Origin of the sequence: uncultured Microbulbifer sp., assembly GCF_947489355.1 — a bacterium.
Classification (GTDB): domain Bacteria; phylum Pseudomonadota; class Gammaproteobacteria; order Pseudomonadales; family Cellvibrionaceae; genus Microbulbifer.
In genome coordinates, this window is sequence record NZ_CANLDD010000019.1 from 34,038 (window position 1) to 50,273 (window position 16,236).

General features: G+C 57.7%; 12 protein-coding genes. 7 read left to right on the forward strand and 5 right to left on the reverse strand.

Annotation, left to right across the window (positions count from 1 at the left end; all coding sequences use genetic code 11):
* Window positions 1-8: 8 nt before the first annotated feature.
* From Q1A48_RS10020 to ilvD, 4 genes are all read left to right on the forward strand, one after another.
* Window positions 9-1,283 carry an inorganic phosphate transporter gene (locus Q1A48_RS10020; RefSeq protein WP_299944286.1) on the forward strand — a complete coding sequence of 425 codons (1,275 nt, stop codon included), beginning with the start codon at window positions 9-11 and terminating at the stop codon, window positions 1,281-1,283.
* Between the two features lie 200 nt (window positions 1,284-1,483).
* Window positions 1,484-2,647, forward strand: a complete 1,164-nt coding sequence (argE, locus tag Q1A48_RS10025) for an acetylornithine deacetylase (RefSeq protein ID WP_299944288.1) — start codon at window positions 1,484-1,486, stop codon at window positions 2,645-2,647.
* A gap of 87 nt (window positions 2,648-2,734) precedes the next feature.
* Window positions 2,735-4,057 (forward strand): amino-acid N-acetyltransferase, encoded by a 1,323-nt coding sequence (argA, locus tag Q1A48_RS10030; RefSeq protein ID WP_299944290.1) that lies wholly within the window; start codon window positions 2,735-2,737, stop codon window positions 4,055-4,057.
* A gap of 124 nt (window positions 4,058-4,181) precedes the next feature.
* Window positions 4,182-6,017: a dihydroxy-acid dehydratase gene (gene ilvD / locus Q1A48_RS10035; RefSeq protein WP_299944292.1), complete on the forward strand. Its 1,836-nt coding sequence runs from the start codon at window positions 4,182-4,184 to the stop codon at window positions 6,015-6,017.
* Window positions 6,018-6,068: 51 nt separating this feature from the next.
* Here the strand turns inward: ilvD and Q1A48_RS10040 are convergent, their stop codons facing one another.
* On the reverse strand, window positions 6,069-6,713 hold the full coding sequence (locus tag Q1A48_RS10040) for an energy transducer TonB (RefSeq protein ID WP_299944294.1): 645 nt from the start codon (window positions 6,711-6,713) through the stop codon (window positions 6,069-6,071).
* A 487-nt stretch (window positions 6,714-7,200) separates the two neighbouring features.
* Here Q1A48_RS10040 and Q1A48_RS10045 point away from each other — a divergent pair, with 487 nt between their 5' ends.
* A complete protein-coding gene (locus Q1A48_RS10045; RefSeq protein WP_299944296.1) occupies window positions 7,201-7,854 on the forward strand; it encodes an ABC transporter ATP-binding protein in 654 nt (217 codons plus the stop codon).
* Window positions 7,854-10,334 (forward strand): FtsX-like permease family protein, encoded by a 2,481-nt coding sequence (locus Q1A48_RS10050; RefSeq protein WP_299944298.1) that lies wholly within the window; start codon window positions 7,854-7,856, stop codon window positions 10,332-10,334. Before Q1A48_RS10045 ends, Q1A48_RS10050 begins: the two co-directional genes overlap by 1 nt.
* A gap of 398 nt (window positions 10,335-10,732) precedes the next feature.
* On the opposite strand, the gene pepB is transcribed toward Q1A48_RS10050, so the two are convergent.
* The gene (gene pepB / locus Q1A48_RS10055) at window positions 10,733-12,022 is read right to left on the reverse strand and encodes an aminopeptidase PepB (protein WP_299944300.1); all 1,290 of its coding nucleotides are present in this window, start codon (window positions 12,020-12,022) and stop codon (window positions 10,733-10,735) included.
* A 167-nt stretch (window positions 12,023-12,189) separates the two neighbouring features.
* Here pepB and Q1A48_RS10060 point away from each other — a divergent pair, with 167 nt between their 5' ends.
* Complete coding sequence (locus Q1A48_RS10060; protein WP_299944302.1) at window positions 12,190-13,602, forward strand: hypothetical protein; 1,413 nt, start codon at window positions 12,190-12,192, stop codon at window positions 13,600-13,602.
* 39 nt (window positions 13,603-13,641) lie between these two features.
* Here the strand turns inward: Q1A48_RS10060 and Q1A48_RS10065 are convergent, their stop codons facing one another.
* The 3 genes from Q1A48_RS10065 to Q1A48_RS10075 form a co-directional block, all read right to left on the reverse strand.
* Window positions 13,642-14,007: a DUF393 domain-containing protein gene (locus Q1A48_RS10065; RefSeq protein ID WP_299944304.1), complete on the reverse strand. Its 366-nt coding sequence runs from the start codon at window positions 14,005-14,007 to the stop codon at window positions 13,642-13,644.
* A 47-nt stretch (window positions 14,008-14,054) separates the two neighbouring features.
* Window positions 14,055-14,522 (reverse strand): cupin domain-containing protein, encoded by a 468-nt coding sequence (locus Q1A48_RS10070; RefSeq protein ID WP_299944306.1) that lies wholly within the window; start codon window positions 14,520-14,522, stop codon window positions 14,055-14,057.
* A 96-nt stretch (window positions 14,523-14,618) separates the two neighbouring features.
* On the reverse strand, window positions 14,619-16,034 hold the full coding sequence (locus tag Q1A48_RS10075) for a rhomboid family intramembrane serine protease (RefSeq protein WP_299944308.1): 1,416 nt from the start codon (window positions 16,032-16,034) through the stop codon (window positions 14,619-14,621).
* Window positions 16,035-16,236: the final 202 nt, after the last annotated feature.

A 16,236-nucleotide genomic window follows, 5' to 3' on the forward strand; every position in this document is an offset into this window, starting at 1 on the left:
GGTTATGCGTGGAAATTCTCAATCAATACGGTCATATTCTGCTGATTCTGGCCTGTGTGTCGGGCTTCTTTATGGCCTGGGGTGTGGGCGCGAACGATGTTGCCAACGCCATGGGTACCTCCGTGGGCTCGCGCGCACTGACGATCAAACAGGCGATCCTGATCGCCATGGTGTTCGAGTTTGCCGGGGCCTACCTGGCCGGCGGGGAGGTTACCGCCACCATCCGCAAAGGGATTATCGACTCGGAGGTCTTTGCCGCGCAGCCCCAGTTGCTGGTGTACGGTATGCTGGCCTCCCTGCTCTCCGCCGGTACCTGGCTGCTGATCGCCAGTGTCCTCGGCTGGCCGGTCTCCACCACCCACTCCATTGTCGGCGCCATTGTCGGCTTCTCCGCGGTGGGCATCTCTTCAGAGGCGGTTGCCTGGGGCAAGGTGGGCAGTATCGTGGCGAGCTGGGTGGTCTCCCCACTGCTGGCCGGCACCATCGCCTTCCTGCTGTTTCGCAGCGTGCAGCGCCTGATCCTGGATACCGAGGATCCCTTCGCCAATGCCAAGCGCTATATCCCCATCTACATGTTTGCCGTGGGCTGGATGATCGCCATGGTCACCCTGACCAAGGGCCTCAAACATGTGTTGAAAGACGCCAACATCCAGTTGAGTTTCATCCAGGATGCGGGTATCGCGGCCCTCGCGGGGCTGGTGGTGATGGGCATCGGCATCGCCATGCTCAAGCGCATCCACCGCGACCCCGCCAGTGAGGTGGGAAACCGCTTTGCCAGTGTGGAGCGGGTCTTCGCCATCCTGATGATATTCACCGCCTGCGCCATGGCCTTCGCCCACGGTTCCAACGATGTCGCCAACGCGGTGGGACCGCTGGCCGCGGTGATCAACACTATCCAGTCCGGCTCGGTCACCGCCAAAGCCACTATGCCTTCGTGGATTCTGTTACTGGGGGGCCTGGGTATCGTAGTGGGCCTCGCCACTTACGGTTTCAAGGTGATGGCCACCATCGGCAGAAAGATTACCGAGCTGACCCCCAGCCGCGGCTTTGCTGCCGAACTGGGTGCCGCCGCCACCGTGGTGCTCGCCTCCGGCACCGGCCTGCCCGTTTCCACCACCCACACCCTGGTGGGGGCGGTGCTCGGAGTGGGCCTGGCACGGGGAATTGGCGCACTCAACCTGCGGATGATCACCACCATCGCCGCCTCCTGGGTTGTGACCCTGCCGGCGGGTGCCGGGATCGCCATTCTGTTTTTCTATTTCTTCAAGGGCCTGTTCGGCTGATCCTGCCGCCTTTTGCCCTGGCGCACGGGGGGGAGCACCCAGGCTCCCCTTTGTCGCCGCAAACCGCATCAGCACTTTCCCCTTCCCCTCCCCTTGATATTCACCCGATAATTCCGCCCTGGCGCAACCAAACGAGGTTGCCGGGTTTTCACGGACCCGTACCGGCCTGCGGCCGGTGCGATAAGATGAGGATGATCGTGATGGCGACTGTCAGGGTACCCGAGCTAAAAGAGCAACTGCGCCAGCTGATTGCCTGCCCCAGCATCAGCTGCACAGATCCGGCGCTGGATATGAGCAACCGCCCCCTGGTAGAGCTGCTGGGCGCCTGGCTGGAAAGCCTGGGTTTCAACGTGGCGCTGATGCCCCTTGAGGACAGCCCGCACAAAGTCAATATGATTGCCACCCTGGGTGGCTGCGCGGACAGCCACAGCGGCCTGGTATTGTCCGGGCACACCGACACAGTGCCTTTTGACCAGGGGCGCTGGCATTCGGACCCGTTCACATTGCAGGAGCGCGAGAACCGCTTCTATGGGCTCGGCAGCAGCGATATGAAAGGGTTTTTCCCCCTGGCCATTGAGGCGGCCAAATCCTTTGTAGATCAACCCCTGCGCCAGCCCTTGACCATACTCGCCACCGCCGACGAAGAGACCTCCATGGCCGGCGCCCGCGCGCTGGTTGCCGCAGGCCGCCCGCGCGCGGGCTATGCCGTAATCGGCGAACCCACCGGGTTGCGCCCGGTGCGCATGCACAAGGGGGTAATGATGGAGGCCGTGCGCATTACCGGCCGCTCCGGTCACTCGTCCGATCCGGCCCTCGGCGCCAATGCGCTGGAGGCCATGCACACAGTGATCGGCGCGTTGCTGGCCCTGCGCAGGGAATGGCAGCAAAAATACAATCATCCCGGCTTTGCCGTGCCCGTACCCACCTTGAACCTGGGGTGCATCCACGGCGGCGACAATCCAAACCGGATTTGCGCGGCCACCGAGCTGCAATTTGATGTCCGTCCGCTACCGGGCATGCATCTGGCCGAATTGCGCGCAGAGCTGGGAAAGCGCATACAGGCCTGCGGCGCGCATAGCGGCATCCACATCGAGATGACGTCTCTGTTTCCCGGCACAGAGCCCTTTGAGCAGGATGCCTACTCGGACTTGGTGAAGGCCGCGGAAACACTCTGCGGCCACAGCGCCGACAGTGTTGCCTTTGGCACCGAAGCGCCCTACCTCAAGCGCCTGAATATCGACACCATCGTACTGGGCCCCGGTGATATCGATCAGGCACACCAGCCGGATGAATACCTCGGGCTGGAACGCATAGGGCCGATGACGGAGATACTGCGCGGCCTGATTGCCCGCTTCTGTCTCTGATCGCATACCATGAAGACAGCGGCGGCAGAACGCCAACAGATCTGCCTGCAAATCGCTTAACACGCCAACAGACAGTAGAGTAACCCGGTGAGTGACAATAACGGTTCCCTCAACTGGTTCCGCCACGCGGCACCCTATATCAACGACCTGCGCGGGCGCACCCTGGTGATCGGGTTACCCGGCGATGCCCTTGAACACGCCAATTTTCGCAATCTGGTACACGACCTGGCACTGCTCGCCAGCCTCGGGGTGCGTCTGACCGTGGTCCACGGTGCCCGTGCGCAGATCAATCGCGCCCTCAGTGAACAGGGTATCGAGAGCCGCTTTCACAGTGGCAATCGCATCACCGACCGGGACAGCCTGGAGGTGATCAAAGCGGCGGTAGGCCGGCTGCGCTTCGATATTGAGGCGGCATTTTCCCAGGGATTACCCGACTCGCCCATGGCCCGTTCCGCCCTGAAAGTGGTCTCGGGCAATTTTGTCACCGCGCGCCCAAGGGGAGTGCTGGATGGCGTTGACCTGCGCTGGACCGGTACAGTGCGGCGCATGGAGGTCAACACTGTGGAGCAGGCCCTGCACCAGGGCGCCCTGGTCCTGCTTTCCCCCCTGGGTACTTCCCTGACCGGCGAAGTATTTAATCTCAATTACCTGGACCTTGCCGCAGAGGCCGCACGGGTACTGCGCGCCGAGAAACTGGTTCTGTTTCGCGCCCCGACCCAGCTTGCGGTAGAGGGCGAAGTGGTGCACGAACTGAGTCTTGTGCAGGCGGAGCAGATGGCCGCGCGGGTACACAGCGATACCCTGCGCTGCGCCATTCGCGCCTGTAATGCCGGCACTGCCCGCACCCACCTGCTCAGCTACTGCCAGAACGGCGCCCTGATCCAGGAGCTGTTCCGCCGCGAGGGCGCCGGCACCATGATCTACCGGGACAGCTACGAAGTGGTTCGCCGCGCGCGCATCACCGATGTGGGTGGCATTCTCGGTCTGATCCGCCCCCTGGAAAAACAGGGCATTCTGGTGCGCCGCTCGCGGGAGAAACTCGAAGCCGAAATCGTGCACTTTACCCTGGTGGAGGTGGACGGCACCCCGGTGGCCTGCGCTGCGCTCTATCCCATCAGGGACAACGGCAATAACACGGGCGCCGCAGAAATTGCCTGTGTCGCCATACACCCGGCATTTCGTGGTGGTGGACGCGGCGCCAAGCTGATGCGCCATCTGGAGCGCCAGGCACGCGCGGTCAATATCCGTGAACTCTATGTGCTCACCACCCAGACCGAACACTGGTTTATCGAGCAGGGCTTTGCCCAGGCCGACGTTGGCGCGCTGCCCGCTGCGCGCAAATCCCTGTACAACCTCCAGCGCAACTCGCGCATTTTGCGCAAGCACCTGGCGGCGGGCGATCCCGGCTGAGCAACAGAATACGAAATATTCATCCTATAAAAAGTGGATAAACTCCAGATATTGCAAAAACATCCCGACAAAGGCCGGTTTTTGCTAAACTGTCGCTCTGTTTTGCCCAGCTGGAATCTGCATCATGCCCGAGTACCGATCCCGCACTTCCACCGCCGGCCGCAATATGGCCGGCGCCCGTGCCCTGTGGCGCGCCACCGGGATGAAAGACGAAGACTTTCACAAGCCCATCATCGCCATTGCCAACTCCTTCACCCAGTTTGTGCCTGGACATGTGCATCTGAAAGATATGGGGCAACTGGTGGCGGAGGAAATCGCGCGGGCCGGGGGCGTGGCCAAGGAGTTCAACACCATCGCCGTGGACGACGGCATCGCCATGGGCCACGACGGTATGCTGTACAGCCTACCCAGCCGCGAGATCATCGCCGACTCGGTGGAATACATGGTCAATGCCCATTGTGCCGATGCCCTGGTGTGCATCTCCAACTGCGACAAGATTACACCGGGCATGCTGATGGCCGCCCTGCGCCTGAATATCCCGGCGATTTTTGTTTCCGGCGGCCCCATGGAAGCCGGCAAAACCAAACTGGCCGAGCACAAGCTCGACCTGGTCGATGCCATGGTGATTGCCGCGACCGAGACGGCCACCGATGCCGAGGTTGAGGCCTATGAGCGCTCCGCCTGCCCCACCTGCGGCTCCTGTTCCGGCATGTTTACCGCCAACTCCATGAACTGCCTCACCGAAGCTTTGGGCCTGTCCCTGCCCGGCAACGGCACCCTGCTGGCCACCCACGCGGATCGCAGGGAGCTGTTTCTGCGTGCGGGGCGTGAAATTGTTACCCTGACCCAGCGCTACTATGAACAGGACGACGAGCGCGCTCTGCCCCGTGCGATTGCCAATCGCAGTGCGTTTGCCAATGCCATGGCACTGGACATCGCCATGGGAGGCTCCACCAATACCATCCTGCACCTGCTCGCCGCCGCCCAAGAAGGCGAGATTGACTTTACCCTGGCAGAGGTCGACCGCCTTTCCCGCAAGGTGCCACAATTGTGCAAGGTGGCCCCCAACACGCCGAAATACCATGTTGAGGATGTCCACCGCGCCGGCGGTGTGATGGCCATTCTCGGCCAGCTGGCTTCGGCCGGACTCATTGATACCGCCCAACCCACCGTCTACGGCAGCTCTTTACAACAAGCCCTAGAGCAGTGGGACATCGCTCGCACCAACGACAGGGCCGTGCATGACTTCTACCGCGCAGGCCCCGCGGGTATTGCCACCCAAATCGCCTTCAGCCAGGACTGCCGCTGGCAGACTCTGGATAGCGACCGTGTCGGTGGCTGTATTCGCTCCGCAGAGCACGCCTATTCCGCCGAGGGCGGCCTGGCGGTGCTATTCGGCAATCTGGCCCCCCACGGCTGTGTGGTAAAAACGTCCGGGGTGGATGAATCCCTCTGGCGGTTCGAGGGACCTGCCCATGTGGTCGAAAGCCAGGAGGCGGCGGTATCGCGGATTCTGGGCGGGCGGGTGCGCAAGGGCGAGGCCCTTATCCTGCGCTATGAGGGCCCCAAAGGCGGTCCGGGTATGCAGGAAATGCTGTACCCCACCAGCTACCTGAAATCCCGTGGGCTGGGAGAACACTGTGCCCTGATTACAGACGGGCGGTTTTCCGGCGGTACCTCCGGTCTCTCTATCGGGCACGTATCGCCGGAGGCCGCCGCCGGGGGCAATATCGCCCTGGTGCGCGACGGCGATCCAATTCGCATCGACATCCCCGCGCGGACTATTACAATCGGTATTGCGGATACGGAGCTGGCGAGGCGCCGGCAGGAAATGGCGCACCTGGGCAAACGGGCCTGGCAGCCCGTGGAGGAAAGACCGAGAAAAGTCAGCAAGGCTCTACGTGCCTACGCCATGCTGGCGACCAGCGCCGATCGCGGTGCTGTGCGGGAAATTGAATAATGAAAGGCAAAATACAGAAAAAGGCCCCGCCAGCGGGGCCGGTTTTCCCTTTTAGTCTGCCATTTTGTAGGTGATCCGATTGCGCACACCATAGCGCTCCACTGGCTCGCCATCCGCCATCTGGGGCTGGTATTTAAAACGCTCCGCCGCGGCCAGTGCCGAGCGGTTAAACACCCTGGTGGGGTTGCCGGCACTGTCGAACCCCCCCACCACCCGGGCATCGCGCACCGCGCCTGTTTTGGTCACGGTGAATTCCACCACAACGTAACCTTCGATGCCCCTGCGCGCTGCCGCATTGGGATAGCGCGGTAACGGTTTGTACACAGGCACGGGATCCCGCGTTACGGTCAGCGTCGTGTCACTGCTCGGGACAGGAGCCCTTATCGTAATCGCCGTACCCACCTCTGTAGGCGTTATTTCTACAGGGGTTGTGGTTGATTGCAGCGGTGGGGTTTGCGGTTTTACCGGCGGTTCCGTTTTTTCCGTGACGACTTTTTTGTCTTCAATATGTACCGGCTGGATTGACGGTAAATCATCCACCACCGGCGCTTCGAAATCACTGGCAATCAAGCGACTCATCAGAAAAATCAGCCCAAGGGTCATCAAGGCCGCAAACGCAAATCCTTTCGCATAACCGGCAAGTAACTGAGGGGGGAAAAATACAGTGCTGGCAATTGGTGGGTATGCTCTATCCATAACACCTCTCCTATTATTGTTAGGGTGCGAAACCGGTATCCAGAGTACCGAAAATGGAAAAAGCTGATCAGCTGGCTCTATTATTAGCCTATTGTGTGCGTTCAGTAAAGCCCTGTTATCAACAATTTCCACGAAATCGCTGATTGTTCGGTAGCGTAATTCCTTCAGCAATACGGCCCTGCGATGGCTTCGGGTGACAGGGCCATGAATGCCCGGCACGGAAAAATTTCAGCGTTAAGGGCATTGGCGTGCCAGCTTTATTAGCGCCGGTAAATCAACCTGTGCGAGTGCGCATGTCCCTTACTTAGCACCATAGATCAAACTATAAGCGCCAAACCCTTGAGCAGGATTTTCAACAGCCTGGCAATGCAAGATCCTTAAGAAGTTCCGACAAAACCCCAAACTACGGCCCTTAAATATCTCCGTTTCACGCCATTTTCACCTCCTCCCTTTTATCGTTGGTTGGTAATAAAATGGAGGGGTAATTATGCATGCTATTCATCTGAAGTCAGTTAGTCACTATTTCCAGTCATCAACAGAGCGAATCGTATTATTTAGGAACTTGTCACTCGATATTCAAGCGGGAAGAAGCTACTCGATAGAAGGGCCTTCTGGAGCCGGCAAGTCCAGCTTGCTGACTCTCATCGCCGGACTGGAGACGCCGAAAGAAGGACAGGTTGATTTTACCCTCGATAACCGAACGGTAACTCAAATCGCTTTACGCAAGCACTCCGGTTTTATTTTCCAACAATTCCACCTACTGCCCGAACTCGATGCATTGAGCAATCTGGCTTTGCCTCTGCGTTTAAAGGGTGACCGGGAGGCTTGTGACAAAGCCCATGTTTGGCTGAAGAAGATAGGAATGGAAAACAGGGCTGCGCATAAACCAACGCAACTGAGTGGAGGGGAACAACAGCGTATTGCCATCGCTCGCGCCTTTATCTCCGACCCGGTTTTCATATTCGCCGATGAACCCACGGGCAATCTGGATGAGAAAACTTCAGCATCCATTGCAGAGTTAATGTTCAATTTCGGCCGAATGGACAAAAAAGCCCTGGTTTTGGTCACTCACAGCAGAGCGCTAGCGGCAAAAGCGGACTATCGTTTTCGGATGGCTGCCGGCGGTTTGGAGCAACTGTAATGATCAGCTTCGAACTCGCCTGGAACTCCTTTTGGCGCGAAAACTCCAACAGTGATAGCCGTCTTATCCTAACCACCCAATTTTTGCTGATATTTTTCCTTCTGACTCTGACGCTGACCAGTGCTTCCGTGCAGCATTATCTTCACGACAATCTTCAGAATCTACTCGGGTCGGATATGGTAATCAGCCGCTATCAGCCTCTTTCGAAAACAGACAAACACTGGCTTGAACATCAGGCCCGAAAAGTCTCAGAAACGCAGTTGTTCGATATTACTCTCACCCATGGCCAGCGCTGGGAAAGGGTACAGTTGAAAGCAGTGGATAATCGCTACCCAGTGCAAGGGCAGTTAGAGATTGGCCTGACTCCGACAGCTCAGCACCACTCTGTCGAGCATGGGCCAAAAGCCGGAGAACTTTGGGTAGGCCCCAGATTATTTACCAAGCTCGGGCTTGAGTTAGGGCAATCCGTAACAGTGGGGAAAAGGGAGTTTACTGTAAACCGGATACTATTTCACGAACCGGATCGAATCCTCGAAGGACACTCCGCTGTTGCGTTGCGAGCCATGGTCAACCGGGAATCACTGCAAGGTATGCCTCTCAATGCCGGCAAAAAACGCTATCGCTATTTGGTTGATGCCCACCCTTCTCAACAACAACAAATCAGCTCGTGGTTTCTCGATAAAATTCCGCACGGGCAGATTATAACCAAAGAAAACAGTCGTCATCCGTTATCAAATCTTTGGAAGAGAGTTGAAAATTTTATCGGTCTTTCTTCAATAATACTGTTTTTTATGGCAGCGATTGCCATCGATTTGGCTGGACGCCGACAATTGAGTCGTCAACAGAGAAAACTTGCCTTGTACATGAGTATGGGGATGGAGATGAAACAGGGTGCCTCTATAGCAATAGGGCAGTGGTTTTTAGGGTTTCTCCTGTCACTTGCAGCAGGAATTGTGTTTGCCTACGCTGCTTCGTACTCAAGTTTACTGTTACTTCAAACTCAATTCCCGGATATAAGGCCAGACTGGTACTGGGCCGAGTTAACACGTGTCATACTGCTGGTTTTTATTCTGTTGTTTGGCTTTCAATTGCCGGGATTGATCAAACTGAAAAAAACCTCCATTGTGTCACTGCTGCAAGCCCACAACGAATCGGCGGATGTATTAGCGCGCACCAGTTGGAATTTTGCCTGTCTAGCGGTGTTGACGGTCTTTTACTCGGATAACGGCACACTGACAGCGATGACCCTGGGTGCCATGTTGTGCGCTTTGATAATAATGATGTTGACCACATGGTTGTTATTGATTTGCGGAGAAAAGCTGACACGTTACTGGTCGGGATTACTCCCGTTCACCTTCTTTATCATGCGTAAAAGGCTGCTGAGCAAGTCTACTCAGGTGATAGGGTTCGGCTTCTGTTGCACCTTGCTGCTCTTCACACTGATGCTGATGAAGGATATTGGTGTAACACTTGAGGCCAACAGGCGCGTTAACGACGGCAACTTGGTCATTGCCAGGGCCGAGCCAGATCAACTGTCGGCTATCCACCACTGGAGCAAAGTGAGCGGCAGTCGAATTCGCCAAATTAGACCCTATACAAGTGCCCAGTTGTTAAAGGTCAATGGTTATCCATTGCTGAAATTTTCCCCCGGACCCAGTGAAAGCATGCTGAACTTGAGAAAACCTATTCGACTCAGCTGGTCTGACCAACTGCCAGACAACAACCGAGTTGTCAGCGGCCGCTGGTGGCCTCCGGAGAGTGAAAGCTGGAAGCAGATCTCAGTGGAATCCGAAGTCGCCAGCGATTTGGGGTTAAAGCTGGGCGATAAGCTGTCTTTCATGGTGGGGGATAAGATTTTCGACTTTAGCCTGGTAGCGACACATGCATTTAAGCCGGGAAAAGGTTCGGTTACGTTTTGGTTCCAGATTCCCCAAGTAGCGGTTGACCACCTCCAGCCTGAAGTTGCTTTTATGGGCAGCATGGAATTACCGGAAGACGCCTGGGGGAAACTATCTTCGTTGTGGCAGCATCACCCAACACTGATATTGGTACCGTTAAAGGCGCTTACCGAGCGGTTTGATCAAACTCTGGCAATGTTCACAAAGCTGGTGTTGGGTTTCAACGTTATGATCGTAGCTTTGGCGCTCGTTGTAGTGGCGGCCTCGGTAAAAGGGTTTGAAGAAGAGGAGCGCAAAAAGAATGGACTGGTATTGAGTATGGGATTAGATAAATTCGATTGCCTGAAACTTAATATATATGAATGGATTATCACTGCCTCAATCGCCGCCGCCGGCGCCATTGGCGGCAGCTGGGCGGCAGGTGTGCTTATTTACCAGTCTCAATTTTCCTTAGTTTATCGACCAGATCCAGTGTGGATAGCCTCTGTCACACTGGCGACGATCGTTGTGGTGTCTGGTGTGGGCTTATTTTATTACCACACCCGTTTGCAGTCATCGATTAGTGATTTGTTGGCAGAGTGAACAGATAGTAAAGTAATAGTTCTACCCACTGAGCTGCACGGACAACTACTGATCCTCCTCCACTCGTATAAGTTGGAGTCGATACAGCCGATCTTTTAAAAAGCTGCCTCAGATTTTTGCGCCGTCTTTGCTGTCACTGAAAGCAAGAGATTGGATGGGATTTTCTGCTTGATAACCCTGTTCACTGGCGAAGGCAATTTAGCGGGTTGCCCATGGCAACCCGCTGCCTGTTTGCCGAATTTACCCAGGCAAGAAAAGAGCTTCCGTCTTAAAGCAACCCCTGGGGCAGTTCTTGAAAAGCGGCAGCATGCCTGGAGCAAACAGGCAGGCAGACAGTGCCTGCGCGACTGTTAAGGGGTTTTTGGAATGCCTGTTTATTCCCGGGTTACTCCCCGCTGTCAGCTCTCCAACAGGAATCGTGCAATGGTGCGCAGGCCGTGGCCCTTGGCACCGGTTGCCCAGAGGTCATTGGCGCTGGGCTGGTAGGAACCGGACAAATCCATATGCACCCAATTGCGCCCCTCACCCTGCACAAAGCGTGCGAGGAAAGCGGCCGCGGTGGAAGCGCCGGGGCTGCCGTCTGCGCCGATATTGGCAATATCGGCAAAGCCGGAGGGCATCTGCTCGAGGTGAGCGCGTTCCAGCGGCAGGCGCCAGGCTTTTTCGTTTTCCTGCGTGGCGGCATCCAGAACCCGCTGCGCCATGCCCGCTTCGAAACTGAATACCGCGTTGAAATCGCGCCCCACCGCCACCTTCGCAGCACCGGTCAGGGTGGCGGCATCCAGCAGCCAGCGCGGCTCTGCCTCGGAGGCCGCAATCAGGCCGTCGGCCAGCACCAAACGCCCTTCCGCATCGGTATTGAGCACCTCAACAGCAACCCCATTTTTATACTGGATAATATCGCCCAGTTTAAAGGCGTGGCCGGAAACCAGATTTTCGGCGCAGCACAGATACAGCTTCACCCGCTTATTCAAGCCACGGGCAATGGCCAGGGCCAGACCACCGCTAACCATGGCCGCACCGCCCATATCGGATTTCATGGTGGTCATATTGGCCGAGGGCTTGAGACTGTAACCACCGGAGTCGAAGGTAATCCCCTTGCCCACCAGGCAGGTATCCACCGGCGCATCGGACTCGCCGCTGGGGTTGTAATCCAGCTGCAACATCACCGGCTCGCGCACACTGCCACGGCCCACATTGTGGATACCCACAAAACCTTCGCGGAGCAGATCCTCACCGGCGATCATGCGATAGCGCACAGCATCGGGCGCCAGCTTCTGCAGCATCTCCGCGGCGCTCTCCGCCAGAACCCTGGGGGAAACCCCATCCGGTGTGCCATTGGTGATTTCCCGCACCCAGCGCGCGGCGCTTTCACGGGCGGCCAGTTCTTTCCGCTCTCCAGCATCTTCGCTGCCCCAGTCAATCCTGTTGGCGGCCTTCGGGCTGAAATACCCCATCCAGAACGCCCAGCGCCGCTCGATATCCCAGCCCTCACCACTCAGAACAACCGCGCTCACCCCCAGGCCATCCAGGCGTCGCGCCGCGCGCTGCGCTGCAATTAACGCATCGCCCTTGGCCGCGCCGATATGGATTTGCGCCACACTGCCGTCAAAACTGAGCAGTGCAGAGGCTCCCCAGGGCGCCGCCGCCGTACCTTCGACCAACTGAACACGCATTACCTTTGACATACAACCCCTTTTTTTGAAACTCATGTACCAATTTTTTTGGGAACCCAGTCCGTATTCTAACAGCACATCAAAAATACTCGACGATTGCGCCGTCACCGGGGCGACAGATAAACTGTTGTACGAAAAAACAGACACCGTCAGGAAAAGAAAATCCGCAGGAAAAATGTATGAATGAAACCTGCCACTACCATACCCGTGTCGACGCATCCTGGCAGTGCCAGCCCTGTCAACGACAATATTGCAGTGCGTGTATCCCAGGCTCCAGCGCCAATTATCGCGGACAGGGTCCGGAGTGTCCGCTGTGTCACAAGCCCCTGACCTTTATCGGAGCCAGCAACAGCGCCAGGCCATTCTGGCAGATGGGACTTTTTTATCTAATCTATGCGCTGAAAGCGGGCCCTTTGACCGTGCTGGCGCTGGCGGCCGGCGCCAGCCTGTTGATCACCGGTCCGGGGCTGGTGGCGATTGTGGTACTGGTGGCCACGATCGCACTGGTAACCCGCTATAGCCTGCTGGTGATTGAGCGACTGGCCGGCGGACAACTGGCGGCGCCCCCGTTTGAGGACACCCTGGACGGCAACAGCGCTGCGCTGCTTTTAAAAGTGATCGGCATGATCCTGATAGCCGGTTTTGTCGGCTATAAACTGGTGGCCTTAGGCTCCGCAGCAGTGCAGATTTATGCGCTCGCGCTTTCTCTCCTGACCCCGGCGGCGATGATTGTACTGGCCCTGGAACACAGCCTGCGCGCCGCCATCAACCCGCTCAAACTACTGCAGTTTACCCTGATTATCGGCTGGCCCTACTGGCTGCTGTGGCTCACTATCACCGCCATTTCAGCAGCACCCGGCTTTCTCGTGGCAGCCACCGCAGCCAAATTACCCCCCTGGGCCATAGGGCCGGTAATCGCTGCCAGTACCACTTACTTCACCATCGTGACCAGTGCCATGATGGGGTACATCTGTCTGTCTCGGCAGCAACAGCTGGGTATCCACGCCGACCCCGATGAGGACAGCACCTATTTAGAGGAGGCGGCATTCAAGCGCGCGCGCATCCTCGCGGAAGCGCAGATACTGATGCGCGAATCCGATTTCAAATCCGCGCGCCAAGCCCTGGTGGAGGGGTTGCGCCGCTATCCCAATGACGAGGCCCTCAACGAACGCTACTATCGTTTGCTGTTGGCAGCCGGGGACAAAAAAGCCCTGCGGGAACTGGGCCCACACCTGCTGGACACCTTTGTGCACCTCAACCGGGCCCATAAAGCCGCAGAGCTGTTTCTGGCCACCGAGCCCGCCCCCCCGATTCAAAAGCCGGCACTGCGTCATGCCCTGGCTCAGGAGCTTTACCAGCGGCACCAGTATCCGTTGGCAGCCCGCTTGCTGAATAATCTGCACAGGGAAAACTATGCGCATCTGGACGCCGCCTATCTGCTGCTGGCGCAGATATACATGGACGGCCTCAACCGCGAGGACCTGGCCAGAAAGCTGTTGCAGTTTGTGCGAGAGAAATTCCCCCACAGCCCGCTGCGCGCACAGGCAGAGACCTTGTGGAAGGTGTTGAACAGCGTCCGAGCCAGCGGCTGACTGACTGCTACACCGCACGCCTGCGATTTGGGTTCGCCATTACCAATGCTTCAGAGCCCGGTTGCAAAGATACAGGCAGCGGGCAAAACCGTTGTAGGCTTTGTTGAGGCACCAGCGCAGGCCGGGTGTCTTGGATACCAGTGCCTTCCACTGCTCATCGGGCGAATTTTCCCAGATGGCAATAAATGCCTCATAACCCACCCGCAGCTTGCCATCGGCATCCACCAGGTGCAGTCGCTCGCGCACAAATTCCAGATCCAGATTCATCACTTTTGCTCTGTCGTTATCCAGATGCACATCCTCCCAAACCACGGCGCACACTGTGGATTTCCTTTTTTGCGCAGTGATGCCCGCGTTGCACACCGGGCAAGCGGAGTTGTAGAGCACACGAATTTTGGCAGCCATAGCAGCTCACAGCAGGGGGTGGTTATTCACAGCAACGATGCCGTCATTTAAAGGGGATCGGCGATATCCCCCAGATTCACCAGTTCCCAGGGCAGACCCCGGTTACGGTAAAGCCGCTTCCCTTTATTGGGATAATCGCAAACATCATGGTCCAGGCGCTGACCGGCAACAATGCATCTCTGGACTCCGTCGCCGGTGTTTTTCATGGTGTGCGGCAGACCACCCGCCGGATAACCGATAAAATCCCCTTCCGCAACGGAATATTTTTCCTCGCCAATTTGAACCTCGGCTACCCCCTGCAAAATATACACACATTCGTCGTCAAATTTGTGGCGGTGAAATTCGGTGGATTCGCACCCCGGCTCTATTTCAATCCTATGAAAACCGAAACCGGTGATACCGGTGCGGTCGCCAAGGGACTGATTGCGGCGCACCGCATTGGGGTTGAGGAAATGCACCTTGCGCTCCGCGGCCATTTCCAGGATTTCCTGCTTCTTCAAAATCGGCTTGTGCATATTTTCCTCTTGTTTACCCATGCCGGCAAAGCCACACGGCATTGAGACTGTGTCATCAATCCAACCTCTTGCGCACCGCAGAGTTACTAGTCCCAATCAGGCCGTTCCGGACACCTGCATATTGTCGGTTAATCTCTTTATCTCGCGGGCGCGCCCCTCCTCCCCCATGCGCCGGTAATAATTCACCAGGCGCATACCCAGCTTGGGTATCAGCGGATGCTTTACATTCTGCGAGGCCAGGCGACACAGGAGCGCTTCCAGCCAGGGCCAGTCCCCGGCTTCAGCGGCGCGGCGCGCCAGCAGCAGGCAGGCTTTGGCGGTGAGTGCGCGGGGATTTGCGGTTGCCTGCAAGTAGCGGCGGTAACCCGCGGCAAGCATAGATACTTCAATTTCCGGATTGGCTGCCAGGGCGAAAAGGGCGAGGTTGGCGCGGTGGAACGCCTCGCTGTCCGGGGTCATCGCGGTCAATTCAATAGTGCGCTCAATCAGCACCAGGCTGTGCGGGTACTGGCGCACGGCAGCCGCGGCTGCCGCGGCTGCCTCAACCAGTTTGCCCTCCTCCTGGAAGCGGTCAATCCGCGCCAGGGCGCTTCTCTGCGGCGAGGGCAGTGCATCCGTCCCCTCTTCCGGCAGGGCCTGTACCGGCGGACGCCAGTAGAGCAGCAGCAGGGCCAGGGCAAACCCCGCCAGCAGGCCCCCGGTATGGGCCCAGTAGGCAATACCGGCATCGCCGTAGAAGTAGCCGAACATTTCCTTGCCCAGCCACAGGGGCAGCACCAGCAGCGCCGGTGCACTGAACTCTCCGAACACAAAGCCGAGCGTGTAGAAAAAGCGCAGGCGCCGCACGCCATAGATGGCTACAAACATCCCCATAATCGCCGACACGGCCCCGGAGGCGCCCACCATCGGCACATGGCTGCCCGATTCCACCAGCATATGCAAACCCGCCGCGGCCAGACCACCAAGCAGATAGAGGGCGAAAAACCAGCCCCCTCCCAGTGCCAGTTCCACCGCCAGGCCGAACAACAGCAAGAATACCATATTGCCGATCAGGTGATCCCAACTGCCGTGCAGGAACATATGGCCAAATAGCCCGGCAGGGCTGGGCTCCGCCGGTGTCAGGCCAAGGGCCAGGCTGCTTATGCGGCCACGCAGCCCGGCAAAATGCTGGCGTTGCTGCAGCCACAGGGTCTGGTCCGCCTCCTCCAGCCTGGGCAACAACCACCGGTGGAATTCCGGGTTCCACAACAGTTCGCGATAGACGAACTCCTCGCCCTCGGCACCCACCTGCAGGCGCCACTCGGGGTGCACCTCATCCACGTACACCAGGAAACGCTGCTCCTCCAGGCCGGGCAGGTCACTGCTGAAGTAGTATTCCTCGGCCTGACGCCAGCGAGCCTCATCCCCGCTTTGATAGATGGCGAACACCAGCAGGTTGAGGAGAATCAACACAAAACACACCAGCGGAGGGCGGCGCCAGTCCGGTTTGTTTTGAATGGGAATAATCAGCACGGGCGTTTCCTTATTGTTATTGCACGCGCGCCCGGTAGCAAACCGCAGCAATAGGGATAACTTGAATGGGGCCATTATGCAGGCCGCCGCTAGGAAAATACTACGTCTGTCCGCTGGAACTCAATAGCTGTCGAACGCCGCTGGCCTGCCGGCTATGGCTTTACAGCGCGCGTTTTCCTGTTGCCAACAGCAGCCAGACCGG